The sequence below is a fragment of the Lentzea sp. NPDC004789 genome (assembly GCF_053601075.1).
The window spans coordinates 1-23,349 of sequence record NZ_JBSGBE010000028.1 but is presented as its reverse complement, the minus strand read 5'-3'; the positions used below and the strand labels follow the sequence as shown (position 1 = coordinate 23,349).

22 protein-coding genes are annotated in these 23,349 nt (G+C 70.9%); 11 read left to right on the top strand and 11 right to left on the bottom strand.

The annotated features are described in order from the left end of the window. Positions 1 to 3: 3 nt before the first annotated feature. The gene (locus tag ACWEIJ_RS40820) at positions 4 to 2,445 is read right to left on the bottom strand and encodes an ATP-binding protein (protein ID WP_449842654.1); all 2,442 of its coding nucleotides are present in this window, start codon (positions 2,443 to 2,445) and stop codon (positions 4 to 6) included. A gap of 62 nt (positions 2,446 to 2,507) precedes the next feature. On the opposite strand from ACWEIJ_RS40820, the gene ACWEIJ_RS40815 reads away from it, so the two are divergent. The 5 genes from ACWEIJ_RS40815 (at position 2,508) to ACWEIJ_RS40795 (ending at position 5,883) form a co-directional block, all read left to right on the top strand. Then, a complete protein-coding gene (locus ACWEIJ_RS40815; RefSeq protein WP_449842653.1) occupies positions 2,508 to 2,681 on the top strand; it encodes a DUF5999 family protein in 174 nt (57 codons plus the stop codon). 188 nt (positions 2,682 to 2,869) lie between these two features. After that, positions 2,870 to 3,010, top strand: coding sequence for a hypothetical protein (locus ACWEIJ_RS40810; protein WP_449842652.1), 141 nt, complete (start codon positions 2,870 to 2,872; stop codon positions 3,008 to 3,010). 46 nt (positions 3,011 to 3,056) lie between these two features. After that, positions 3,057 to 3,704 carry a TMEM175 family protein gene (locus ACWEIJ_RS40805; protein WP_449842651.1) on the top strand — a complete coding sequence of 216 codons (648 nt, stop codon included), beginning with the start codon at positions 3,057 to 3,059 and terminating at the stop codon, positions 3,702 to 3,704. Between the two features lie 92 nt (positions 3,705 to 3,796). Beyond that, the gene (locus ACWEIJ_RS40800; RefSeq protein ID WP_449842718.1) at positions 3,797 to 4,825 is read left to right on the top strand and encodes a LacI family DNA-binding transcriptional regulator; all 1,029 of its coding nucleotides are present in this window, start codon (positions 3,797 to 3,799) and stop codon (positions 4,823 to 4,825) included. Between the two features lie 188 nt (positions 4,826 to 5,013). Further along, positions 5,014 to 5,883 carry a cellulose binding domain-containing protein gene (locus ACWEIJ_RS40795; RefSeq protein WP_449842650.1) on the top strand — a complete coding sequence of 290 codons (870 nt, stop codon included), beginning with the start codon at positions 5,014 to 5,016 and terminating at the stop codon, positions 5,881 to 5,883. Here ACWEIJ_RS40795 and ACWEIJ_RS40790 read toward each other — a convergent pair. Further along, on the bottom strand, positions 5,873 to 6,418 hold the full coding sequence (locus tag ACWEIJ_RS40790; protein ID WP_449842649.1) for a barstar family protein: 546 nt from the start codon (positions 6,416 to 6,418) through the stop codon (positions 5,873 to 5,875). The genes ACWEIJ_RS40795 and ACWEIJ_RS40790 overlap by 11 nt on opposite strands. 78 nt (positions 6,419 to 6,496) lie before the next feature. Further along, on the bottom strand, positions 6,497 to 7,402 hold the full coding sequence (locus tag ACWEIJ_RS40785) for a S1 family peptidase (RefSeq protein WP_449842648.1): 906 nt from the start codon (positions 7,400 to 7,402) through the stop codon (positions 6,497 to 6,499). Between the two features lie 223 nt (positions 7,403 to 7,625). Here ACWEIJ_RS40785 and ACWEIJ_RS40780 point away from each other — a divergent pair, with 223 nt between their 5' ends. Beyond that, the gene (locus ACWEIJ_RS40780) at positions 7,626 to 8,114 is read left to right on the top strand and encodes a hypothetical protein (protein WP_449842647.1); all 489 of its coding nucleotides are present in this window, start codon (positions 7,626 to 7,628) and stop codon (positions 8,112 to 8,114) included. Positions 8,115 to 8,186: 72 nt separating this feature from the next. On the opposite strand, the gene ACWEIJ_RS40775 is transcribed toward ACWEIJ_RS40780, so the two are convergent. From ACWEIJ_RS40775 to ACWEIJ_RS40765, 3 genes are read right to left on the bottom strand one after another with little or no spacing between them, the layout of a single operon-like run. Next, complete coding sequence (locus tag ACWEIJ_RS40775; RefSeq protein WP_449842646.1) at positions 8,187 to 8,843, bottom strand: response regulator transcription factor; 657 nt, start codon at positions 8,841 to 8,843, stop codon at positions 8,187 to 8,189. Positions 8,844 to 8,846: 3 nt separating this feature from the next. Beyond that, positions 8,847 to 10,373 (bottom strand): sensor histidine kinase, encoded by a 1,527-nt coding sequence (locus ACWEIJ_RS40770; RefSeq protein ID WP_449842645.1) that lies wholly within the window; start codon positions 10,371 to 10,373, stop codon positions 8,847 to 8,849. A 32-nt stretch (positions 10,374 to 10,405) separates the two neighbouring features. Beyond that, positions 10,406 to 10,891 (bottom strand): LppU/SCO3897 family protein, encoded by a 486-nt coding sequence (locus tag ACWEIJ_RS40765; RefSeq protein ID WP_449842644.1) that lies wholly within the window; start codon positions 10,889 to 10,891, stop codon positions 10,406 to 10,408. 145 nt (positions 10,892 to 11,036) lie between these two features. Between ACWEIJ_RS40765 and ACWEIJ_RS40760 the strand changes: the two genes are divergently transcribed. Further along, positions 11,037 to 12,299, top strand: coding sequence for a cation:proton antiporter (locus ACWEIJ_RS40760; protein ID WP_449842643.1), 1,263 nt, complete (start codon positions 11,037 to 11,039; stop codon positions 12,297 to 12,299). Next, positions 12,296 to 12,904, top strand: a complete 609-nt coding sequence (locus ACWEIJ_RS40755) for an RraA family protein (protein WP_449842642.1) — start codon at positions 12,296 to 12,298, stop codon at positions 12,902 to 12,904. The genes ACWEIJ_RS40760 and ACWEIJ_RS40755 overlap by 4 nt, the downstream gene beginning before the upstream one ends. Before the next feature lie 25 nt (positions 12,905 to 12,929). Here ACWEIJ_RS40755 and ACWEIJ_RS40750 read toward each other — a convergent pair whose 3' ends face one another. The 5 genes from ACWEIJ_RS40750 to ACWEIJ_RS40730 all read right to left on the bottom strand — a co-directional run bounded on the left by ACWEIJ_RS40750 (position 12,930) and on the right by ACWEIJ_RS40730 (position 20,394). Next, entirely contained in the window at positions 12,930 to 15,518 is a 2,589-nt protein-coding gene (locus ACWEIJ_RS40750; RefSeq protein ID WP_449842641.1) for an ATP-binding protein, read from the bottom strand. A 194-nt stretch (positions 15,519 to 15,712) separates the two neighbouring features. Next, positions 15,713 to 16,618, bottom strand: coding sequence for a carbohydrate ABC transporter permease (locus ACWEIJ_RS40745; RefSeq protein WP_449842640.1), 906 nt, complete (start codon positions 16,616 to 16,618; stop codon positions 15,713 to 15,715). Further along, a complete protein-coding gene (locus tag ACWEIJ_RS40740) occupies positions 16,615 to 17,898 on the bottom strand; it encodes an ABC transporter permease subunit (protein ID WP_449842639.1) in 1,284 nt (427 codons plus the stop codon). Before ACWEIJ_RS40740 ends, ACWEIJ_RS40745 begins: the two co-directional genes overlap by 4 nt. Before the next feature lie 8 nt (positions 17,899 to 17,906). After that, complete coding sequence (locus ACWEIJ_RS40735; RefSeq protein WP_449842638.1) at positions 17,907 to 19,184, bottom strand: ABC transporter substrate-binding protein; 1,278 nt, start codon at positions 19,182 to 19,184, stop codon at positions 17,907 to 17,909. Between the two features lie 13 nt (positions 19,185 to 19,197). Further along, positions 19,198 to 20,394, bottom strand: a complete 1,197-nt coding sequence (locus tag ACWEIJ_RS40730) for an ABC transporter ATP-binding protein (RefSeq protein ID WP_449842637.1) — start codon at positions 20,392 to 20,394, stop codon at positions 19,198 to 19,200. A gap of 133 nt (positions 20,395 to 20,527) precedes the next feature. Between ACWEIJ_RS40730 and ACWEIJ_RS40725 the strand changes: the two genes are divergently transcribed. The 3 genes from ACWEIJ_RS40725 to ACWEIJ_RS40715 all read left to right on the top strand — a co-directional run bounded on the left by ACWEIJ_RS40725 (position 20,528) and on the right by ACWEIJ_RS40715 (position 23,239). Next, positions 20,528 to 21,214 carry a response regulator transcription factor gene (locus tag ACWEIJ_RS40725; protein ID WP_449842636.1) on the top strand — a complete coding sequence of 229 codons (687 nt, stop codon included), beginning with the start codon at positions 20,528 to 20,530 and terminating at the stop codon, positions 21,212 to 21,214. Further along, positions 21,211 to 22,425, top strand: coding sequence for a sensor histidine kinase (locus tag ACWEIJ_RS40720; RefSeq protein WP_449842635.1), 1,215 nt, complete (start codon positions 21,211 to 21,213; stop codon positions 22,423 to 22,425). The genes ACWEIJ_RS40725 and ACWEIJ_RS40720 overlap by 4 nt, the downstream gene beginning before the upstream one ends. A gap of 67 nt (positions 22,426 to 22,492) precedes the next feature. Next, positions 22,493 to 23,239 (top strand): DUF899 family protein, encoded by a 747-nt coding sequence (locus ACWEIJ_RS40715; protein ID WP_449842634.1) that lies wholly within the window; start codon positions 22,493 to 22,495, stop codon positions 23,237 to 23,239. Positions 23,240 to 23,349 lie beyond the last annotated feature (110 nt).

The window sequence follows — 23,349 nt, the reverse complement described above, 5'->3', positions numbered from 1 at the left end:
CGCTCACGAACGCTGCTGCGACACCCAGGTCGCGACCTGGACCCTCGATCTGAACCCGAGCTTGGCGAGGATGTGCTCGGTGTGCGTCTCCGCCGTCCGCACCGAGATCACCAGCCGCTCCGCGATCTCCCGGCTGGTCAGCCCTTCGGCGATCAGGTCGGCGATCTCGCGCTCCCGCCTGGTCAGCACGGCCGGCGACTCCACCGGCGCGGCGGCGGGCGGTTGCTCGTTCAGCGAGAACGCGATCGCCTCGTCGACGTCCATCGCCCGGCCGCGCCCGAACGCCTCCTCGAACCCCTTGTCCCCCAGCCGTTCCCGGCCCACCCGCTCGGTTTCCTCGTGGTAGGGGTAGAGGTGCTGGTAGGTGCGCAGCGGCCGGCCCATGATCTCCCAGATCCGGTCCGCCGCGCCGAGCAGCGCGGCCGCCTGCGCCGCGTGCCCCAGCGCGGACTCGACCCAGGACAACGACTCGGTCGACCAGCCGATGCCGGTGAGGTCGCGGATGTCGCGGCGCAGCCGGATGCTCTCGCGGTACAGCTCGGCGGCCCGGTCGTGCGCGCCCTGCGCCATCGCGAACAACCCCATGCTCCACAACGCGTACGAGCGGTGGAAGCGCTCACCCGCGGGTTCGGTGAGCCGCAGCCACTCCTCGTGGCAGGCGGTCGCGCGGGCCACGTCACCGACGAGTCCCACCGCGCTGGAATAGCTCAGCATCAGGTCGAGGCGGCGCGGCACGTCGACGCCGGGTGGCAGCGTCGCGAGGCCCCGCTCGAACACCGCGATCGCGGCCGGCAGGTCACCGCTGTACAGGTCGACGCTGCCCTCGACCCAGTCGGCGAAGGCCGCGATGCTCGGGTCGGCCAGGATCCCGGCGTCGGCCCTGGCATCGGCCAGGCGCCGCAGGCTGTCGTCGAACTGGCCGTCCGCGGACGCCAGGCTGCCGTCGGTGAGCAGGGCCATGGCCCGCAACGCGGACGGCGGGCTCGGCCGGTCGAGCGCCCGCGCCAGCCACAGCCGGCCCTCCCTGGCCCACCCGCGGCCCCACCAGTAGAAGTGGAACAGCCCCGACAGCAGCTGGAACGCGGCGTCCAGCTCCCCCGGTCGCCGCAGGCAGTAGTCCACGGCCGCCTGCACGTTGGCGTGTTCGCGGTCCAGCCGGGCGAACCAGTCCACCTGCCGGGAGCTCACCCAGTCGGCGTTGGCCTGGTCGACCAGGCCGAGGTGGAAGTCGCGGTGCGCCCGCAGCAGCCGGTCGTGCTCGCCGGTCTCCTTGAGCTGCTCCACGCCGAACTCGCGGATCGTCTCCAGCATCCGGTAGCGCATCACGTCGCCGTGCTGCTCGGCGACCAGGATCGACTTGTCCAGCAACGAGGCCACGGTGCTCAGCACGTCCTCCGCGGCGAGGCCGGAGCCGATGCACACGGCCTCCGCGGTGTCGAGCTCGAACCCTCCGGGGAACACCGACAACCGCGCCCAGAGCAGCTTCTCCTTCTCGGAGCACAGGCCGTGGCTCCACTCGATGCACGAGCGCAGGGTCTGCTGCCGGGCGGGCAGCCTGCGCCGTCCCGCGGTCAGCATCGCCGGCTGGTCCACCAGCCGGTCGAGGATGTCCTTCTCCGACAACGCGCGCACCCGTGCCGCCGCCAGCTCGATCGCGAGCGGCAGGCCGTCCAGGCGTTGGCAGATCTCGGCGACCACGTCCCCGTTGGCCGCGTTCACGGTGAAGCCGAGTCGCACCGACGCCGCCCGTTCCACGAACAGCGTCACCGCCTCGGAGCTGCTCAGGTCCCGCTCCGCGCGCGGCCCCCGCACATCGGGCAGGGTGAGCGGTGGCACCGGCATGACCACCTCGCCCGCGATGCCCAGGCACTCCCGGCTCGTCGCGAGGACCCTCAGCTCGGGACAGGTCTGCAGCAACGCGTGGGACAGCTCGGCGACGGCGTCGACCAGGTGCTCGGAGTTGTCGAGCACCAGCAGCAACCGGCGTGCGGCCAGGTAGTCGATCAGCATCTCCAGCGACGTGCGGCCGGCCTCGCGCATGCCCACCGCCAGCGCCACGGCGTTCGCCACGAGCTCCGCGTCGCGCAGCTGGTCCAGCTCGACCAGGACCACGCCGTCCGGGAAGGCCCGGTGCACGACGCGGCTCACCTCCAGGGCCAGCCGGGTCTTGCCGACTCCGCCCGGTCCGGTCAATGTGACCAAGCGTGACGACGAGAGGAGGCGCTTCACCTCGTCGACCTCTTTCCGACGGCCGACGAAGCTGCTCAACTCCAGAGGGAGACCCGAGGTTCTCCTCCGGACGACGGCGCCCACACACGCACCGTAACGGTCCGGCCCCCACCTCGCAGTGAGAGACACGCAACGGTTCGGACACTCTCGAATCCGTAGGCGTCTACGCAGTTCTCCCGATGTGTCCGCGCGGCGCGGCGAGCACGCTCTTCTCATGTGACCCGGAACACGAAGGCCGGCGCGAAAGCCGGCCGCCGGATCCACCAGGAGCGCCAGCCATGTGCCAGCACGAACCGCACTGCCCCGCCGCGGAGGACCCGCGCGGCCAGTGGGCCGAGATCACCGTCTCCCACCCCGAACAGGGCTGGTACCTGCTGTGCAACGGGATCGTGCTGTTCGACGACGGCGGCCTGATGCTGCCCGGCCACCGCGTCGTCGCCCCTGCCGCCTGATCTCGCTCGGGGGCGGCCTGTGCCCCGACGGCCTCCCTCAGCGTGCCCGGTGACTCCCCGATGCCGGTGTCCGATTCCCCCTCCGGGCACCGACGCGCACCGGGCGGGCGGGGTGACGGTCTGCTCGCCGCAGCGCGCCTCTGCGGTCGGACCGTCCCCCGCACTCCAACCTCCCGAGGAAGCACGCCATGACCATCGACTCACCACCGCAGCCCTGCCCGCGCTGCCTGCGGCCGACCGTGCTGGTGACCAACCGCCGGGGCCGCGAATGGCTGCACGTCGGCACCTGGCTCGCGCGGTGCGGCCGGGTCGTGCCGGCGGGAACGTGAGCGAACCGGGTCACCATCCCGGTGCCCGGAGGCATAATGATCAACCGTGACCCACGTGACCGACGCCGTCGCGCCGAACCGCGAGACCGATTCGGCCCTGGAACGGCTGACGTTCTTCTCCGACGCCGTCATCGCGATCGCGATGACGCTGCTCGCGCTGGAACTACCGGTCCCGGAAGGGGACAGCGACCGGGAGCTGTGGCAGTCGTTCCTGCACCTCCTGCCGCGGCAGTACCTGACGTTCGTCCTCGGCTTCGTGGTGATCGCGATGTTCTGGCACTCGCACCACCGCTTCTTCCAGCACGTCACGGCGATCGCACCGGGTCTGGTCAGGGCGAACACGGTGTTCCTGTTCACCGTCGTGACGCTGCCGTTCGCCACGCGGGTGCTCGGCGAGCGCGGCGAGTCGACGTTCGGCACCGTGTTCTACGCGCTGGCCGTGACCGCCGTCGGCCTGAGCCTGCTGGCACTGCTGTGGCTGGTCCGCAAGCACGGGGTGGTGCACGCGGACGCCGATCCCGAATGGCCGGGGCGGATGGCGCGCGGAATCCTGGTCCCGGTGTCCGCGTTCGTGATCTCCATTCCGGTCGCGTTCGTCGACAACGAGATCGTCAGGTACGCGTGGGTGCCGCTCGCGTGGCTGATCGGGTTGGCCGTCCGCGGGTATCTCCGGCTGCGGCGGTTGAATTCATAGCCGATGGAACCGCGCGGGGCGTGACTCCACTGTGGAAGCTCGTCGGGCAGATCGTGCCGGGTTTCGCCCGCACCGCATTACGATGATCGCGGCTGAGCAAGGCGATCCGAGGAGCGGGCATGATCACGATCAAGGAGGTCGCCCGTCACGCCGGTGTCTCGATGAGCACGGTGTCCTATGTGCTCAGCGGAAAGCGGACCATCTCCGAGGAGACCAAGCGCCGGGTGGAGCGCAGCATCGCCGCTCTCGGCTACCACCCGAACGCGGGCGCGCGGGCGCTCGCGTCGAACCGGTCGCAGGTGCTCGGCCTGGTCGTGCCGTTGCGGTCCGACCACCACCTGCCGGTGCTCATGCAGTTCGTCTCGTCGATCGCGGCGTCGGCCCGTGAGCACGACTACGACGTCCTGCTGCTGACCAAGGAGGCCGGTCCCGGCGAGGCGCACCGGGTGACCGCCAGGTCCATGACCGACGCGGTCATCGTGATGGACGTGGAGAGCAACGATCCCCGCGTGCCCGAACTGCGTTCCGTCGACGCGCCCGTGGTGCTGCTGGGCATGCCCGACGACCACGAAGGCCTGAGCTGCGTCGACCTCGACTTCGCCACCGCGGGCAGGCAGATGGCCGCCCACCTGGCCGACCTCGGTCACCGCCGCATCGTCCTGATCGGCTCGGCCCCCGTCGTCTACCAGCGCGGCACCAGCTACGCCCAGCGGTTGCTCACCGGGTTCGAGAGCGAGGCCGCCAAGCGGGGGCTGTCCGCGTCGGTGCACCCGTGCGACCCCGGTTACGAGGCGGTGGCGGCCTGCCTGGACGACGTGCTGCGTCCCGACCGCGGCATCACCGGCCTGGCCGTGCACAACGAGGCCGCCCTCGGCGCGCTGCTGCTCGAACTGCGCCGCCGGTCGCTGCGCGTGCCGGACGACCTGTCCGTGATCACGCTCGGCCCCGACGACGTCGCCGAGAACCAGGCCGTCCCGCTCACCTCGATCTCCGTGCCCGCGGACGAACTGGGCGCGATCGCCGTCGAGATGGTGATGGCCCGGCTCGTCCAGGAGCAGCCGCCCGAGATCCGGCTCCTCCAGCCGCGCCTCACCGACCGGGGCAGCACGTCCGCTCGCTGATAACGATTTCTCCGGCACGTTCGACAGAATTCGAATCGAATGGCGTCGAATGCTCTCGGGTATCGATTTATGCGAAGGTTCTTCCGCATTCGGCCGATGAGTCGTAGCCTGCCCGGACAAGATCAGCCGTTCGGTCGAACCCGCTGTGGGGCGTTCGCCGGGCAACTCCTTGCCGCCGGGGGAAAGAAATGAGAAGAAGACCTGCCAGATGGCTGGTGGCTGCCGCGATTCCGCTGGTCGGAGCGTGCGGAGCTGGCCACGCGGAGGAGGCGCCGCCCACGTCGACGACCCCGCCGTTGCACTTTCCCTCGCTCATCGAACAGCCGTCGAAGAAGGCGACGACGCAGGTGACCGTCCAACGGGTGGTGGACGTGCGCACGGTCCAGCTCTCCGACGGCACCGAATTCAAGATCAGCGGTCTCGCCGCCCCCGACGCCTGCTGGTCGGAGGCGTCCACGACGTTCGCGACGACCATGCTGCTCGACAAACCGGTCGAGCCCACCGCCTCCGGCTCCCTGCGCCTCGCCGACAGCACCGACTACGCGGTGATCGCCGTCGAGCTCGGCATGACGCGCAACGAGTCCGCCGACGACCTCGCGCTCAAGGAGGCGGAGGCCACCGCCTCGGCCAAGCGCCTCGGCCGCTGGGGCCCGCCGTGCGTGAAGCCGAGCACCAGCGCCACGCCGCCACCGGCCACGGCCACCACGTCGGCCGCCCCCAAGCCGAAGCCCGTGCCCGGCTGCGCGGTGACCTACCACGTCACCGACGTCTGGCCCGGCGGTTTCCGCACCGACGTCACGATCTACAACACCGGCAACACCGAGGTCAACGGCTGGACGCTGCAGTGGAGGTTCGCCAGCGGTCAGCGGATCAACGAGATGTGGAACGCGACGCCCAAGCAGTCCGGCGGCGACGTGCAGGCCACCGCCGTGTCGTACAACCAGGTCATCGCGCCCGGCGAGTCACTGCTGATGGGCTTCACCGGCTCCAGCGGCAACACCAACGCCGACCCGCGCGCCTTCAGCCTCAACGGCCTGGCCTGCACCCTCAAGACGTGATCCACGGCGGAAGCCGTTCGCCCGTGCGGTGAACGAGCAGGAACTCGTGCCGGCTCCAGCCGGCCGGCTCGCCGCCCAGCGGACCGGTGTCGAGCTCGACGTCGCCGGTTTCGACGAGGCAGATCAGCCGCCGGCCGAACAGCAGGTGCCAGCGGCCGATCGAGGCCACCAGGTCCAGCAGGATCCGCACGGACTCCTCGTCCGCACGCCGGACGCCGTCGAGTCCTTTCAGGACCAGCACCACGAGCGGGCGCCCGGCCGTGAGCAGGTGGTCGGTCAGCCCGTCGCGGAAGCCCGGCCAGCTGCCGTGCCCGTAGCCGTCCGGCCACTCGGCGACCGCCGCGATCACCGCGGCGCGCAGCCCGTCGGCGTCGGCGCACGCCGCCACGTCCACCTCGACGATCTCGTACCCGAGCGCGGCGAGGTCGGTCACGAGGCGGGACAACGCCCAAGGGTGCCGGAACAGGTGCACGTGCCCGTTGTGCAGCAGCTGGAAGTCCTCCGGGTGCGAGCCCCGGACATCGTCGTCGAACACCACGGGCCACCTCTCGATCGTCCCCCGCGCCCGGCCGGACTCTACTGACGCCGACCGGTCGCGGAGGGACGAACGCGGTCACTTGCCGATGCTCGCCCCCGTCCGTTCGAGCGCCGCGGTGACGGGCTGGAAGAAGGTCACACCGCCCGACTTGCAGTCACCGCTGCCGCCGGAGGTGAGACCGATCGCGTCGCCGTTGCGGGTGAACAACGGGCCGCCGCTGTCGCCGCCCTCCGCGCACACGGTGGTCTGGATGAGACCGGTGACGGTGCCTTCCGGGTAGTTCACGGTGGCGTTGAGCGCCGTGACGCGGCCGGAGTGCAGGCCGGTCGTGCTGCCCATGCGTTGCACCTGACCACCGACGCGGGCCTGGGCGGCGCGGCGGATCTGGACCTTGCCGCCGTTGCCGGTGTCGACCTCGCTGGGCGCCTTGGTGTTGCGGTTGTTGTAGGTCAGCAGGGCGAAGTCGGCGTCACCAGGGAACGTCGAGTCGGTGACGGTCGCGGCCGGGCGGCCGTTGGCGGACAGGGCGAACTGGCGTCCCGCCAAGGTGCAGTGGCCCGCGGTGAGGAAGGCCGGGCGGCCGTCGTCGGTGACCACGTTGAAGCCCAGTGAGCACCGGCTCCTGCCCGCGAAGATGGCGTCACCGCCCTCGGCGAACACGTGGAAGGCGCCCTCGGTGCGCCGCAGGGTCGCGCGGTCGCCCATGGCGTCCACTGTGGACACCAGGTTGTCCCACCGCGCTCCGGTGACCGTGCTGTCAGCCGTCACGATCACCTTGTTCGTGTCCGGGTCCACCGCCCACGCCGTGCCGGGGGTGGACGCCTTCTGCCGCAACATCGCGGTGGCCTGGGCCGTGGTCGGCCGCTCGTCCTGCGCGGCCTGGCTCGCGGTGAAGGTCGTGGCGGTGATCGTCACCGCCACGAGACCGACGGCGGCCGCGACGGCTTTGGCCCTGCGGTTGTCGTCCTTGTGCTTGCCCATGTGGTGGTGCCCTCTCGTGAAGTCCGCAACTGAATGAACAGTGAATCTCGTTGTGCCGCAACGACAAGTTGCCGATCGTCTCGGTCTGCGAGCCGGTCGGCCCATGCCGGTGCCCGATCGTTTCGAGCGTGCGGAAGCGGTGAACGGGCGACGACGGAAGCCGCGTAGTCCACATCAGACGGCACCGCCCGACGAGCGGGCCGCGGCGGAAGGGAAGCGGAGAATGACCGAGTACGAGGTGAAGCGGGGCGTGCTGGCGGTGGTGCTGGCGGCGACGGTGGGGTTCGGTGTCGTCGGGTTCTCGGGGACGGCGGTCGCGGCGCCACCCACCACGAGTGCGAGCAACACGTGCAACGCGCAGCAGCGCCAGGCCGCGACCAACGCCAAGAACCAGGCCGCGCGGGCACAACGGGCGGCCAAGCTGGCGGCGAACACGGCCAAACGGGCCCAGCAGGCGGCGCTACGTGCGCAGCAGCGGGCGAACCAGGCCAAGCAGGCCGCCGATGCGGCGGCGAAGAAGGCGCAGCAGACCGGGCAGCAGGCGGACAGGAGCAAGGCCGTCCAGGCCCAGCAGCAGGCTCAGCAGGCCGCCGCCCAGGCGAACCGGGCGAAGCAGCAGGCGGCCGCGCTCGCGAACCGCGCCGCGCAGGGCCGCAAGACAGCGGACCAGCGCAACACCCAGGCCGCCGCGGCGGCCCGCAAGTGCGCCTGACCGAGTCGGCGGCAGCGGAGCCCGGGAGCGGCGGTCCCGGGCTCCTCTTCCCGTGTGCCAACGGAAGCGGGCTCACCCGGCCGGCAGCAGTCCGGCGTCGTGGGCGATGATCGCCGCCTGCACTCGGTTGGCACAGCCCAGCTTGGCCAGAATCCTGCTGACATAGGTCTTGACGGTGCCCTCCCCCATGTACAGCATCCGGGCGGCCTCGGCGTTCGACGCGCCGACGCCGACCATGACGAGCACGTCGCGTTCGCGTTCGTTCAACCCGTCGACCAGCCGTTGTGCTTTCACGGAACGGTTGTCGGCCGCCATGACGTGCGTGGCGATGAGGTCCTTGGTGATGCGCGGCGACAGGATGGCGCCACCGTGCGCCGCCGCCCGCACCGCGTGGATCAGCTCCTGCGGACCGCTGTCCTTCAACAGGAACCCGGCGGCGCCGGCCCGCAGCGCCCGCGTGATGTACTCCTGTTCCCCGAACGTCGTCAGCATGACCACCTTGACCGCCGGTGCCCGCACGGCGAGCTGCTCGGCGGCCGTCAGCCCGTCGGTGCCCGGCATGCGGATGTCCACGAGGGCGACGTCGACCGGTTGGGTGCACGCCAGCCGCACGGCCTCGGCACCGTCACCCGCCTCCGCGGTCACCTCGATGTCGTCGGCGTGCCGCAGCACCAGCCGGACGCCCGCGCGCAGCAGCTGTTCGTCGTCGACCAGCATCACCTTGATCACGGGTCACGCTCCCGGCAGGGCGAAACGGGTCTTCTCGACGAGTAGATCCCTGCGGAAGCAGTAGCGCTCGACCATGGCTGTCCCGTCCTGTTGTTCGTAGTAGGTGTACGAGCAGTCCGACTTGTTGGGCGGCAACGGTTCGACGCCGCGCGAGGCGATGCGGGCGATCGGGCTGCCCGTGCCGATCTTCTGGGCGACCTCGTCGCGGGTGCTGCCGAGCGGGAGCGTCTCGAACGGCAGCCGCACCTCGTCCGCGTCGAACATCACCGTGTTGAAGGTGACCACGAGGATTGCGACCGCGCCGATCAGCCCGGTCGCCAGCACGGCCGACATGCCCGCGCGGGAGAAGGTGTCCTCCGGCCCCTCCGCCGGGGTCTCCACGGCGGGCGCGACCGGGGCGAGCGAGAGCTCGGCCGTGACACGGAACCCGCGTCCTGCCACGGGTCCGGCGGCGAAGGTGCCGCCGAGCAGCCGGACCCGTTCCTGCACACCGGCGAGGCCGAGCCCGGTGCCCGGCACCGCCGCCACGGCACGCCCGTCGTCGAACACCCCGACGCGGACCCGATCGTTCCCGTGCTCCACCAGCACTTCGGCGTGCGAACCCGGCGCGTGCCGGCACACGTTCGTGAGGCCTTCGCGCACGATCCGGTGCACGGCCTGCCGGACCGGCCTGGCCACTTCGGACAGATCATCGCCGCTCCAGTTCAACGCCACCCGCACACCACCGGCCCGGGCCTGGTGCACCAGCTGGAAGATGTCCGCCCGCGTGCCGGTGTGGTCCGTCGGCTGCGTGGCCGCGGGCTCGGGCTGGCGCAGGATGCCGAGGGTCGACCTGAGCTCGTCCATCGCGGTGCGCACGGTCGTCCTGATCAGCCGCGCCGGTTCGCTCACGTGCTGCGGGGCGTCCATTTCGAGGCTGCCCGCGTACAGCGAGATGAGGCTCAGACGGTGGCCGAGCAGGTCGTGCATCTCCTGCGCGATGCGCGAGCGTTCCTGCAGCCGTGCCGTCGACCCGGCGTAGCGCGACTGCTCCCGCAACGCGCTGATCAGCTGCTCCCGTTGCGCGAGAAGGGTCTGCACCACGACCGGACCGGCCACGGTGACGAGCGCGGCGATGCCGAACTCGATGATCACCACCTGCCACTGGTACCCGGACCCGACCAGCCCGATCACCATCGGCAGCACCGCCGCCGCGGTCAGGACGACGGCCCTGGGGCGCTCGGCCCGCACCCGCGCGGCCACGCTGTAGGAGGCGATCGCCAGCGCGATGCCGGTCGCCGGGTACCACCCGAAGAGCGTCGCCGCCGCGAGCACCGCCACCGCGGGGAACCGGCGCCGGAGCACGGCCGGCACCATCGCGGCGCCCGCGACCAGCAACCCGACCACGACGTTCTCGCACGGGGCGGGCCCCCACTCCACCGTCACGTACTGCGTCGCCATCCAGGTGACGGCACCGACGAACGCGAGCAGCGCCACCTCCCGGCCCAGCCCCACGACCCGCGGTGACGTCAGGGCGTGAGATGCGCTCATGTCCGGGTGTACGTACGTGATCACCACCTGGTTTAGGCCGGCGCCTTCCGCACCGGCGAAAGGCAGTACGTGGTGGGCGGTTCGGGGTAAACGATCGAGATCAGGTCGTCGCCCGCGTCGGGGCACTCGGCGTCGCCGCCCGCGGCCGCGAGCACCTTGTTGACCTTGACGGTCTCGTCACCGGTGCACGCGGCCTTGCCCCAGCCGTCGTCGTTGTCGGCGGGCTGGTAGCAGGCGCCCTCGACGAGGTTGGGCAGCAGGCAGAGCTTGCCGCCGGACTTGGGCGCGACCTGCACGTAGTCGTCGTCGCCCGCGGGACAGCTCGCGTTCGAGTCGGTGAGCACCTTGCCGACCTTGAACCGCGCGTTGTCGGCGGCGCAGCCGGTGGTCACGACGTCCGAGGTGCCCACGAGGCACTCCCCCGCCCTCGCCTCGGGGCCACCGGAGAACCTGACGACGGCGAAGGCCGCGGCGGCGGTGACGACCAGCGCCGCGATGACCAGAACTGGTTTCCTCATGTGAAGGGGTACGGACCCGCCCGGCCACCCCGGCGACGGCGAACGTCTTCACGATCGAGACGATGGGTGACTTGCGCTTCCCGCCAGTTCGTGGGATGGCGACCCTGGATCAGTCCTCTTAGGACGCGTCAGCGAAGATGAGCGCATGAACACGTTGCTGCTCGCCGCCGCGTTCGCCATGGTCGTGCGTTCACTGGCGGCCGACCGGCTGGACCGGTGGAACCTCGGCGCGCCGGTCCTGATGGTGCTGGCGGGCGCCGCGGTCGGGCTGCTGAACGCGAGCTCCATCGCCGAGGGCCTGAACACCTCGACCGCGCAGCTCGCCGCCGAGATCATCCTCGCGGTGCTGCTGTTCGTCGACGCGACCGAGGTGCGCGCGGGCCGGCTGTGGGGCGCCTACCCCGGCCTGGTGGCGAGGGTGCTGCTCATCGCGATGCCGCTGAGCCTGGCCCTGGCCGCGGTGCTCGGCTGGCTGCTGTTCCCCAGCCTGCCGTGGGCGGTCCTGCTGCTGATCGCGTGCGTCACCGTGCCGACCGACTTCGCCCCGGCGGAACGCGTCGTCCGCGATCCGGCGCTGTCCGTGCGCGTCCGCAGCACGCTCAACGTGGAGAGCGGCTACAACGACGGCATCGTGTCCCCGCTGTTCCTGTTCGCCCTGATCCTGGCGGGCAGCCAGACCGAGCAGCGCACCCCGCTGGAGGCGCTCGCGACGGTGCTGCCGTTCGCCGTCAAGGCCCTCGTCGCCGGGGTCGTGATCGGCGGCCTGCTCGGCTGGCTGATGGACCGCGCCCACCAGGCGGGCTGGGTCACCGGCCAGTCCGGGCGCATCGTGGTGCTGCTCGCGCCGTTGCTCACCTACACCGCTACGGTCGCGATCGACGGCAACGGCTTCGTCGCCTCGTTCGTGTGCGGCATCGTCTTCCGCTACGTGCACCGGTTGCTCAAGGCCGCCAGGGTCCGCGCGGGTCGCAGCGACCGCACGGAGTTCCAGGCCGACGCGCTGCACTCGGACCTGCGCCTGCTGGAGGACGTCACCGGCGTGCTGATGATGACCATGTGGTTCGTCGTCGGCATCACGACCGTGCTGACGTTCGACCTGGGCATCTCGTGGCAGGTGGTGCTGTTCTGCGCCGCGGTCCTCACCGCCGTCCGGCTGGTACCGGTCCTCCTCGCCTTCGCCGGATCACGGCTCACGGGCCGCGAACGCGTGCTCGTCGGGGCGCTGGGACCACGCGGCACCACCACGATCGTGTTCGGGCTGCTCGCGTTCAACAAGCTGCCGGAAGGCGACGCCGCCAACACGATCCTCGTGATCACGGTGATCTGCGTGCTGGGTAGCGTGGTGCTGCACGGCGTCGGGGCCCGGCCGATGGCGCACCTGCTGGCACGGACGGGAGAACGCCGGTGAACCAGGAACTCCTCGACCGCTTCCGCCGCGTCGACACGACCGCGATCTGCGACGCCGACCGGACCGTCCGGGTCGTGCACAGCGCGATCCGCCCCCGTTCCGCCGCGACCCGGATCCTCGGCAGGGCGTTCACGGTCCGGTGCCGCGAGGACTTCCTGGCCGTGCTGCGAGCCGTCGAAGCGGCCGAACCGGGCGACGTGATCGTCGTGGACGGCGGCGGCCGCGAGACCGCGCTCGGCGGCGAGCTGTTCGCACGGGCGGCGCAGGCGCGGTCCCTCGGCGGCATCGTGGTGGACGGCGGCTACCGCGACATGTCCTACGTCGCGACCTGCGCGCTGCCCGTCTACAGCCGGTTCGTCACGCCCCGTGCCGGCACCGCGGTGCAGCCCGGTGAGCTGCAGGTGCCGGTGACGTGCGGAGGCGTCGTCGTCAACCCGGGAGATCTGGTGCTGGCCGACGACGAGGGCCTCGTCGTGCTCGACCCCGGCCGCGCCGACGCGCTCCTCGACGCGGCGCTGGCGATCAAGAACAGGGAGCAGGAGGTGGTCGAGCTGCTGAACGGAGGGACGCCGCTGAGCGACGCCCTGGAAGCCACCAAACCCTGACCGCCGGGGTGGTGGGTCGACGCCACTAGTGGAGGGCGAGCCGGCGCAGGAGGTCCTCGACCCGTTCCGCGCCGAGCCGGTAGCCGGACTTCGCGTGCAGCACACCGGCTTCTTCCGCGCGGCGGCGAGCGTCACCGGGACGGCGCCGCGCCAGGTCCACCTCGGCGAGCACGCGAAGGCTCTCCCCTTCGATCAGCCGGTGCCCGGTGCCGCGGCTGATGGCCAGCGCCTCCGAAGCCAGCGCGTGGGCGGAATCCGGCTCCGAGTGCCGCAGGTGCAGTGCCGCCAGGGAGATGAGGGCGTCACACCGGCCTCGCAGGTGGGACGTGGCGACGGCCAGCTCCAGCCCGGTCCGCAGCTCCTTCGCGGCCTCGTCGTCGTACCCCAGCAGCAGGTGGGTGCTGCCGAGCACGTGCCACGCGCTGATCTGCGTGCGCCGCATGCCGAGGCGGGTGGCGATCTCCAGCGCCTCCCGTGCCGTGTCCAGAGCGAGGTCGTACTTCTCCAGGTCGCGGTAGGCGCCGGAGAGGTTCGCCAGGTTGCCGGCTTCCTCCGCCGGTTCGGCGAACTCCCGGCACAACGCGAGGCCTGCTTCGTAGTGTTCGATCGCCCGCTCCAGGCGGCCGAGTGCCTGGCACGACCGTCCCGCGTGCGTTTCCCCGAGCAGAACGCCGAAGCGGACGCCCGTCTTCCTCGCCTCGTCGATCGCCTCGACGTGCAACGCGTAGGCCTGGACCAGCTCGCCCAGCTCCCAGCACGCGTCTCCGAGGACGAGGGAACCGGCGGCCGGCCGCCCGTCCCGCTGCCACAGCTCCCGTGCCCGCCGGTAGTAGTCCCTGCAGTCCCTCGGCCGTCCCATCGAGATGGACGTCCTGCCGAGTGCGCAGAGCACCACGCGGTAGAACTCGTCGTGTCCCAGCTGTTCCGCCACGTCGAGCGCTTTTCGCAGATGTGCCAGCGACTGCTCGTAGTCGCAGGCGCACCAGCAGGCGTCCCCGATGATCCTCAACGCGTGGGCCTCGGCGAGCAGGTCACCGCTGCGTCGGGCGGCGTCCAGCACCGCCGCACCGGTCTCCAGCCACACCGATTCCATGCGGTTGCGCTCGAACTGGGGGTGCAGCCCGATCAACAACTGCACCGCCAGGCGGGCGCGGCCGGCGGCCGCCGCGGCGTGCGTCGTGGCCACGAGGTTCTCGGTCTCGGCGTCCATCCACGTGTTCGCGATGATGTCGTCGTTGAACGTCGTGTGGCGGTAGTCCTCGGCCAGCACGTGCCGGTACGTACGAGGATCCACCCGTTCGCCGGCGTTCAGCAGGGTCAGTGCGAAGTGACCCCACAGCCGTTCGGCCGCGGCCTCTCCCTCGGCGCCGGCCCGTTGCGCGGCGTGCAGGCGAAGCAGGTCGTGGAACGTGTAGCGGCCGGGCTGGTGCTCGTCCACGAGATGTGCCGCGGTGAGCACCTGCAGGCACCGGTCGGTCTCCGCCGCGTCCAACCCGGTCAGCGCGGCGACGGCGTCGGCCGTCAGGTCCCGCCCCGGCATGCGCCCCATCAACCCGAACACCCGGCGCGATTGCGGTTCCAGCGCGCCGTACGACAGGTCGAACGCGGCGCCCACCGCGGTGTCGGGATCACCGGGAACCGCCAGCGAGGCGAGCCGGTCACCCGATCGCAGAGCGGCCACGTAACCGGCCACCGACCGGCCACCGAGCAGGTGGGCCGCGGCGATGCGCAACGCCAGCGGCAGCCCCGCGCACAACGCCACGAGATCGGTGACGGCCTCGGGCTCGGCGGCGACTCGCTGCTCCCCCAGCACGTGCACGAGCAGGTCCCGTGCCGCGTCCCGGCTCAGCTGCTCGACCTGGATCCGTCGCGCCCCGTCCCGCGCGACCAGGCCGTCGAGCCGGTACCTGCTGGTGACGAGGACGAGACACCCCGGCGATCCGGGCAGCAGCGGCCGGACCTGGCGGGCGTCCACCACGTCGTCGAGCAGCACCAGGACGCGCCGATCCGCCAGCAGCGTCCGGTAGGCCGCCGCGGCGGACTCGACGTCGGCGGGCACCTCGGCGCGTTCCAGCCCGAGACCGGTCAGCAGGTGGGTCAGCGCTTCGAGCGGGGTCACCGGCGCACCACCGCCGTGGCCGCGCAGGTTGAGGAACAGCTGACCGTCCGGGAAGCGCGAACGCGCGCGGTGGGCCCAATGCACGGCGAGCGTCGTCTTGCCGATGCCCGCCATACCGGCGATGGCGGACACCACCACCGCGTCGGATTCGTGCGCGAGAAGTTCGTCCATCGCGAGCAGGACGTCCTCGCGACCCGTGAACCCCTGGACCGCGGCCGGCAACTGGGCGGCCGCGGTGTGCTCGGCCGATCGGGGCTCGGCTCTCGGCACCGACGGCCGCGACGCGGCGGTGATCAGCTCGGTGTGCTCGTCCTCGGCGAGGCGCAACGCCCTGGCCAGCCTGGAGAGGGTCTCGCGGTGGGGATACCGGCGGGTGCCGCGCTCCAGTGCGCCGATGGCCTGAGCACTTATCCCCGCCTGCTCGGCAAGGGCTTCCTGCGTCAGCGCCGCCGCCAGGCGGTGGTGGCGCAACAGCGCACCGAACGACCCGTCCACGCTCCCCTCCTCCACCAACTGTATCGGTGGATTGTGCGGGTTGTCGCTGTCGCCACCGCCGTTCGGCCTAAACAATCAGTGCCGGTGAGCGGCCGGAACGGCTCACGGGGAGAGGGGGTCCGGCCGCTTCCACCAGAGGACCGGTTGCCGCGACGGGGGCGGCAACCGGTCCTCACACCCCCGATCCGCGGTCCTCACTTCGTCGAGCCCGCCAGCACGCCCTGCACGAAGTACTTCTGGAACACCAGGAACACCGCCAGCGGCACGATCATCGACAGGAACGCGCCGGTCGCCAGCGTGTCGATGTTGGTGCCGAACTGCCGCAGCTGCGCCCGCAGCGCCACGGTGATCGGCGCCGAGTCCTGGTCCGCGAACACCAGCGCCACCAGCAGGTCGTTCCACACCCAGAGGAACTGGAAGATCGTCAGCGACGCGATGGCCGGCTTCGCGACCGGGAGCACGACGCGCTTGAAGATGACCCACTCGGTGGCGCCGTCCATGCGCGCGGCCTCGATCAGGTCGCGCGGGATGCCGGTGAAGAAGTTGCGCAGCAGGAAGATGGCGAACGGCAGGCCGAACGCGACGTGGAACAGCACGACGCCGGTGATGGTGCCGAACAGCCCGATGGCGCCGAACAGCTTCGCCACCGGGATCAGCGCGACCTGGATCGGCATCACCAGCAGCCCGACCACGAGCACCGTCAGGCCCTCGCGGCCGGGGAACTCGATCCACGACAGCGCGTAGGACGCCAGCGCCGCCATCACGACGACCAGGACCGTCGCGGGCACGGCGATGTAGAAGGTGTTGAGGAACGACTGCCACACCGTCCGGTTCGCCACGAGCTCGGCGTAGTTGGCCAGCGTGAGCTCGGTGGGCTTGGTGAAGACCGTCCACCAGCCGCTCGCGGTGTTGGCCGACTCGTCGCGCAACGACGCGATCAGCAGGCCGAACACCGGAACCAGCCAGAACAGCGCGACCAGCGCGAGCACCAGCTGCACGAAACCGTTGCCGAGCCGGGAGGCGAGCCGCGACAGCACCCCTCGCCGCGGCGCGCCGGACACCGGCACCTCGATGCGGACCTCGTCGGCTACCAGGGTCACGACCGCTCCCGTCGGAATCTGCGGATGTTGAACAGCATCGCCGGGGCGACCAGCAGGAAGAGGATCACCGCGAGGGCACTGCCCGCGCCCTGGTCGCCGCCCGTGCCGAAGGAGACCTGCCACATCTGCAGCGCCAGCACGTTCGCCTCGGACTGGACCGAGCCCGGCGCGATGACGAAGACCAGCTCGAAGATCTTCAGCACGTTGATCACCAAGGTCACGAAGACCACCAGCAGCACCGGGGACAGCAGCGGGATCGTGACGCGGCGGAACACCTGCCACTCCGTCGCGCCGTCGACGCGGGCCGCTTCCAGCGCGTCGCGGGGGATCGCGGACAGGCCGGCGGCGATGAACGTGATCGCGAACCCGGTCATGATCCAGATCCAGGACGAGATGATCACCGGTGTGATCAGCGACGAGCCGAGCCAGGTCAGGCCGCGGAACGGCAGCGTGAAGCTGGACGACGGCAGGCGCACCTCGACCTCACCCCGCGCCAGGTCGGGGAACGTGAACCTGCCGTCGTCGCCCGTGGTGGTGCGCGCCACGACCTGCCCGTCCCGCACGGCCTCCACCGCGACGCCGGGCAGTCCGCGCTCGGTCGGGTCGATCTTGCCGGCCTTGCCGCCGACCGACACGTCGAGCCACACCACGCCGCGCAGTTCGCCTTGTCCTGGCTGCGGTGTGGACGCCGGGAGCGCCTGCGCGGGCACCTGCTGCGGGTTGAAACCCACCAGCGGCACCATGATCGTGTCACCCGCCCGTGCCGGTGCGTTGGCCGTGAAGCCCGCTTCCGTTGCGGTGTAACCATCTCGCGGTCGTGCGCCGGGGTAGTTCGACGACGGGCTGAACACGTCGTGCACGCCGACCAGCACCGCGTTGACCACGCCCTGGTTCGGTGCTTCCTCGTAGACGAGCCGGAAGATGATGCCGGAGGCGAACAGCGAGATCGCCATCGGCATGAACAGCACCAACCGGAACGCCGTCGCCCACCTGATCCGTTCGGTCAGCACGGCGAGGATCAGGCCGATGCCGGTGACGGCCGCCGGTGCGACCACCACCCAGATCACGTTGTTGCGGAACGCGGTCCGCGTCCGCGGGTCGGTGAACGTGTCGACGTAGTTGCGCAGACCGACGAACTGGTCGCCCGAGGCGTCGAAGAAGCTGCGGATCAGCGAGAACACCAACGGGTACAGCACGAGCGCGGCGAGCACGACCAGCGCGGGCAGCAGGAACGGGATCGCCTGCCGGGGCGAGCGCCCCGGCGCGGCGTCCACGTTCATCCGAACCCTCATTTGCCGTAGGCCTTGGCGGCGTTGGCCTCCAGGCGCTGCATGATCCCGTCGACGTTCCTGGGATCGGCGAGGAAGTCCTGCAGGTCCTTCCACTCCCCCGCGCCCTTCGTGCCGCCGAACGCGGCCGGCGCCAGGTCGGACATGTCGAACCGGACGTTGTCGCCCGCGGCCACGATGCGCTTCGCGAGGTCCTGCGTCACGTCGTCGGGGTACGCCGACTCCTTGATGTCCTTGTTGGGCGACAGGAACCCGCCGAGTCCCGCCCAGATCTCCCCGGACTCCGGCGAGGCGAGGAACTTCATCAGCTCGGTGGTCACCTCGTCGTCCTTGAACTGCACCGCCATGTCCCCACCGGCGACCACGGCGTCCTTGCTGCCCGCGACCGACGGGAACGGGAAGAACTTGGCGTCCTGACCGACCTTGGCCTTGGTGTTGGCGCTGATCACGCCCGCCACGAAGTCCGCCTCGAACACCATCGCCGCCGTGGGCGGCTCACCGAAGACGTTGATCACGGACTTCGGGAACTCGGTCTGCAGCGCACCGCTCGCGATCAGCGTCGGGTCGCCCCAGAGCTTCGCCAGTTCCTCCAACGCCTTGCGCACGGTCGGATCCGTCCACGGGATCTCGTGCTTCGAAAGCCTGTCGTAGTTGTCCGGGCCCGCGGTGCGCAGGTAGACGTTCTCGAACCAGTCGGTGAGCGTCCAGCCGTCCGCGCCGCCGACCGCCACCGCGGCCAGTCCGGTCTCGGAGATCGCCTTGCTGGTCTTCACCAGGTCGTCCCACGTGGCCGGAGGTGTCGCGCCGACCTGCTGGAAGGCCTTGTCGCTGTACCAGAACGCGGACTTGTTGGCGGTCTTGAAGGTGAAGCCGTAGAGCTTGCCGTCGACGCTGCCGAACTTCTTCCACACCGCCGCGTTGTGCTCGGTGACGGCCTTCTCGACGTCGGCGTTCACCGGCTTGAGCGAACCGGCCTTGGCGAACTGCGCCACGAGACCGGGCTGGGCGACCAGTGCGACGTTCGGTGGTGTGCCACCGGAGATTCTCGTCTGCAGCACCGTCGGCAGCTCGTCCCCGGCGGGGGTGTACTTGACCTCGGCGCCGGTCTTGGACTTGAAGGCCTCCAGCACCTTCTCGAAGTTCTTCTGCTCGTCACCGGTCCACGGGCCGACGATCTCGGCCGACTGGCCCTTGAGGTCCCCGGAGCCGGACACCGCGGCACCTCCCGAGCACGCCGCGGCGGTGAGCGCGAGCAAGGCGATCCACTGCTTCCTCATCGAAGCTCCTCTTCTACTTCCAGATCGAGGACCCGGTGGCCGGGTCGAAGAAGTGCAGCCGGGACGTGTCCACCCAGGCGGCGACGGGTTGTCCTTCGTAGATGCGGGTGCGCGGGCTGAACCGTCCGACCAGGACGGTCCCCTTGCCGCCGGCCTTGGGCAGGTCGTCGGTTCCGGCGTCCCGCGCCAGTTCGCGGGTGTCGTCGGTGACCACGGGCGGCACGTCGACCGGGAAGTGCACGAGGACGTCCGAGCCCATGGCCTCGACCAGGTCGGCGACGGAGTGCAGAATTTGGCCTTCGCGCGCGTCGGCCAGGGCGGTGTCCTCCATGTCCTCCGGCCGGATGCCGACCACGACGTCGCGGCCGACGTACTGCCGCAACGCGGGCCGCTGCCGCAGCACGGACTCCGGCAGCAGCAGGGCGTCGGAGTCGAGCGAGACCCAGAACCGCCCTTCGGCGTCCTGGTCGAGCTTCGCGGACACCAGGTTCATGCCCGGCGAGCCGATGAACCCGGCGACGAACAGGTTCACCGGACGGTCGTAGAGCTCCTGCGGCGGCCCGACCTGTTGCAGCACACCGCGCCGCATCACCGCCACGCGGTCGCCGAGCGTCATGGCCTCGGTCTGGTCGTGCGTCACGTAGACCGTCGTCACGCCGATCTCCCGCTGGATGCGGGCGATCTGCGCCCGCATCTGCACCCGCAGCTTGGCGTCCAGATTGGACAGCGGCTCGTCCATCAGGAACGCCTGCGGGGCGCGCACGATCGCCCTGCCCATGGCGACGCGCTGCCGTTGCCCGCCGGAGAGGTTGCGGGGCTTGCGGTCCAGGTGCTCGGTCAGTTCGAGGACCTCGGCGACCTCGCGGACCCGGTGGTCGATCTCGGACTTGGCGAGCTTGCGCAACGTCAGGCCGAAAGCGATGTTGTCGTACACGTTCAGGTGCGGGTAGAGCGCGTACGACTGGAACACCATCGCCACGTCGCGGTCACGGGAGGGCACGTCGTTCACGACCTGCTCGCCGATGCGGATGGTGCCCTCGGTGATCTGCTCCAGCCCGGCGATCATCCGCAGCGCCGTCGTCTTGCCGCAGCCCGACGGGCCGACGAGCACCAGGAACTCGCCGTCGCGGATCTCGAGGTTGAGGTCGGTGACCGCACGGGTGCCGTCACCGTAGGCCTTGCCCAGGCCCGTCAGAACGACTTCTGCCACGTGAACTCCCTGGTTCGGTGTGACTGCAGACCGTAGGGCCGCGTGCCCTAAGGGAGATTTAAGGACGAAACACGATCTAGATAAGGTTGTGACTTCTCTCCCAATCGATCGCTTCGCTGCTTACGCTGCGTGTATGTCGAAGGTGCTGGTGGTCGAGGACGACCCGGTGGTCCAGGCGGCGCTCGTGCACGCGCTGACCGACCTCGGGCACGTCGTGCAGGCCGTCGGCACCGCGGTCGCGGCGTTGCGCGAGGCCGGGACGAACGAGCTGGACCTGGTGATTCTCGACCTCGGGCTGCCGGACCTGGACGGTGTCGCGGCCCTGCGGATGCTGCGCGGGGTGAGCAACGTGCCGGTCATCGTGGCCACCGCCCGCGGTGCCGAGAACTCGGTCGTGAGCACGTTGAACGCCGGTGCGGACGACTACATCGTGAAGCCGTTCTCGTCCGAGCACCTGGCCGCGCGGATCAACGCCCTGATGCGGCGAACGGGTGGTTCTTCGGCTCCGCCTTCGGAGGTCGTGGTGCTGGGCGAGCTTTCCGTCGACCTCGCCCAGCGGACCGCCACGCTCGGTGATCGCGTGCTCGCGTTGAGCAGGCGGGAGTTCGACCTGCTCGCGTATCTGGCGCAACGGCCGGGGCGGGTGATCTCGCGGCGGGAGCTCATCCAGGCCGTGTGGGGGCATCCGTACGTCGGTGACGACAAGACGATCGACGTGCACGCCTCGTGGTTGCGGCGCAAGCTCGGCGAAACGGCGGCGCATCCCCGTTATCTGCACACCGTCCGCGGCGTCGGGTTCAAGCTGGCGGCGCCAGAATGAGATCCGTCATCACCCGCGCCCTGCTGATCGCGGCGGGCCTGGTGACGGTCGTTTTCCTGATCACGGCCGGGTTTCTGGTGTTCACGCGGGCCGCCGCCGTGGCGGAGGCGGCTGATCAGCGCGACGCCGCCGCGGTCGCCGCGGTGCTCGCGGTGTCCTCGAACGCCGACGACGTCCGCGGCACGATCGCGCGGACGTCCGCCGGTGCCGCGGGACGGTTGTCCGTGGTGCTGGCGGACGGCACGAGGCTCGGCGTCGGTGGTGGGACGCCGGTCGCGTCCGTCGGCGGGGCGGTGGTGTCGATCAGACCGGCCGTCGTGCCGTTCCCGTTCGGCGCGATGTCCGGCGTCCTGGGGATCTCCGCGGTGGCGCTCGCGGCAGCGGTCTGGTTGGGACACAGGCCTTTCACCCCGGTGCTCGACGCGCTGCGGGTGCTCGCGTCGTCGGCGGGGCGGCGGGTGCGGTTGCGCGGGCCGAAGGAGCTGGAGGCGCTGGCCGCGTCGATCGACGAGGCCTCGGAGCGCACCGCGCAGCTGCTGGCCAAGGAGCGGGAGATGATCGCGGACGTCTCGCACCGGCTGCGCACGCCGCTGGCCGCGCTGAGGCTGGACGCCGACGCGATCGGGGCCGGGCCGGTCGCCGATCGGATCCGCAGCGCGGTCAGCACTCTGGGCCACGACGTGGACCGGATCATCCAGGCCCTGCAACCGGAGGAACGCGAGTCGGCCGGCACGTGCGACGTGGCCGCGGTGGTCGAGGCGCGGATGGCGTTCTGGTCCGCGCACGCGGCCGACCAGGGCCGGATGCTCGAAGTGGACGTCGGTGAGCCCGCCAGGGTGCCGCTGGCGCCCGATGCGCTGGGCGCGGTGGTGGACGCGTTGCTGGAGAACGTCTTCCGGCACACCCCCGCCGCCGCACCGGTCGGTGTGTCGGTCGTGCGGCACGCGGGCTGGGTGACGCTGGTGGTCGAGGACGGCGGCACGGGCGTCGCGGACCCGTCGTCGGCGTTGCACCGGGGCAGCAGCGGCGGCGGGTCGACCGGGCTCGGGCTGGACATCGCCAGGGCGGCCGCGGAGGCCACCGGCGGCACGATCCACCTCGAACGCGGACGGCTCGGCGGGGCTCGGGTGCGGCTGCGGTTCGGGGAGGCGAACAGCCACCACTCGCCGGCCAGCCCGCGGGCGTGGCGGTTGTGGCGAGGTCATCCCTGATGTCGAAACGGCGAAGGCGGCTTCGACATGTCCGTGCAAGCGGTACCGACCATGCTTGGAGGACGTCATGACACGCCCGCCCGTCGTCGACTTCGACACCTGGCAGGCCGCCAGCGATGAGCTGCTGGTTCGCGAGAAGGCCCACACGCGCGAGGGGGACGCCATCGCCGCGGCCCGCCGGCGGTTGCCGATGGTCGAGGTCGACGCGAAGGCCGAGGTCGTCGGGGCCGACGGACCCGTGCCGTTCATCGACCTGTTCGAGGGCCGCGACGAGCTCGTGGTCTACCAGCACATGTGGTGGGACGGGGCGCCGCACCAGGGCCAGTGCGAGGGCTGCACCCACGTGCCGTGGCACCTCACGAACGCGGCCTACCTGCACGCCCGCGGTGTCTCGTTCGCGATCCTGACCGTCGGCGCGTGGGCCGAGGTGGCCCCGTTCGTCGAGTTCATGGGCTACACCCAGCCCTGGTACTCGGTGCGGGACGTGCCCGCACCGATCGGCGGCGACATGGGCCACCTCGCGTGCTTCCTGCGCGACGGCGACCGGGTGTTCCTGACCTACCGGTCGACCGGACGCGGCACCGAACGGGTCAACGGGTCGCTCGCGTTGCTCGACATCACGCCGTACGGCCGTGGCGAGAGGTGGGAGGACAAGCCGGAGGGATGGCCGGAGGGACGCGACGCCGGCTGGTTCTGGCGGACGGACGTGCACGGCAACCCGACGTGGGGCGAGACCGGCCGGCCGACGCCGCAGTGGACCCGTCCCGGCGTGACGCCGGAGCGCACGCTCGGGCGAGACGGCCACTGCCACTGAGCCGATGCGGCCCGGGGCGGGCCGCGGGCCGGGCCGGGGGCGGCGGCGCGGGCTAGCTCACCTCATTAAACCAGAAACAACGTGTTTTATATTGTTTGTTGTGTGGTGTG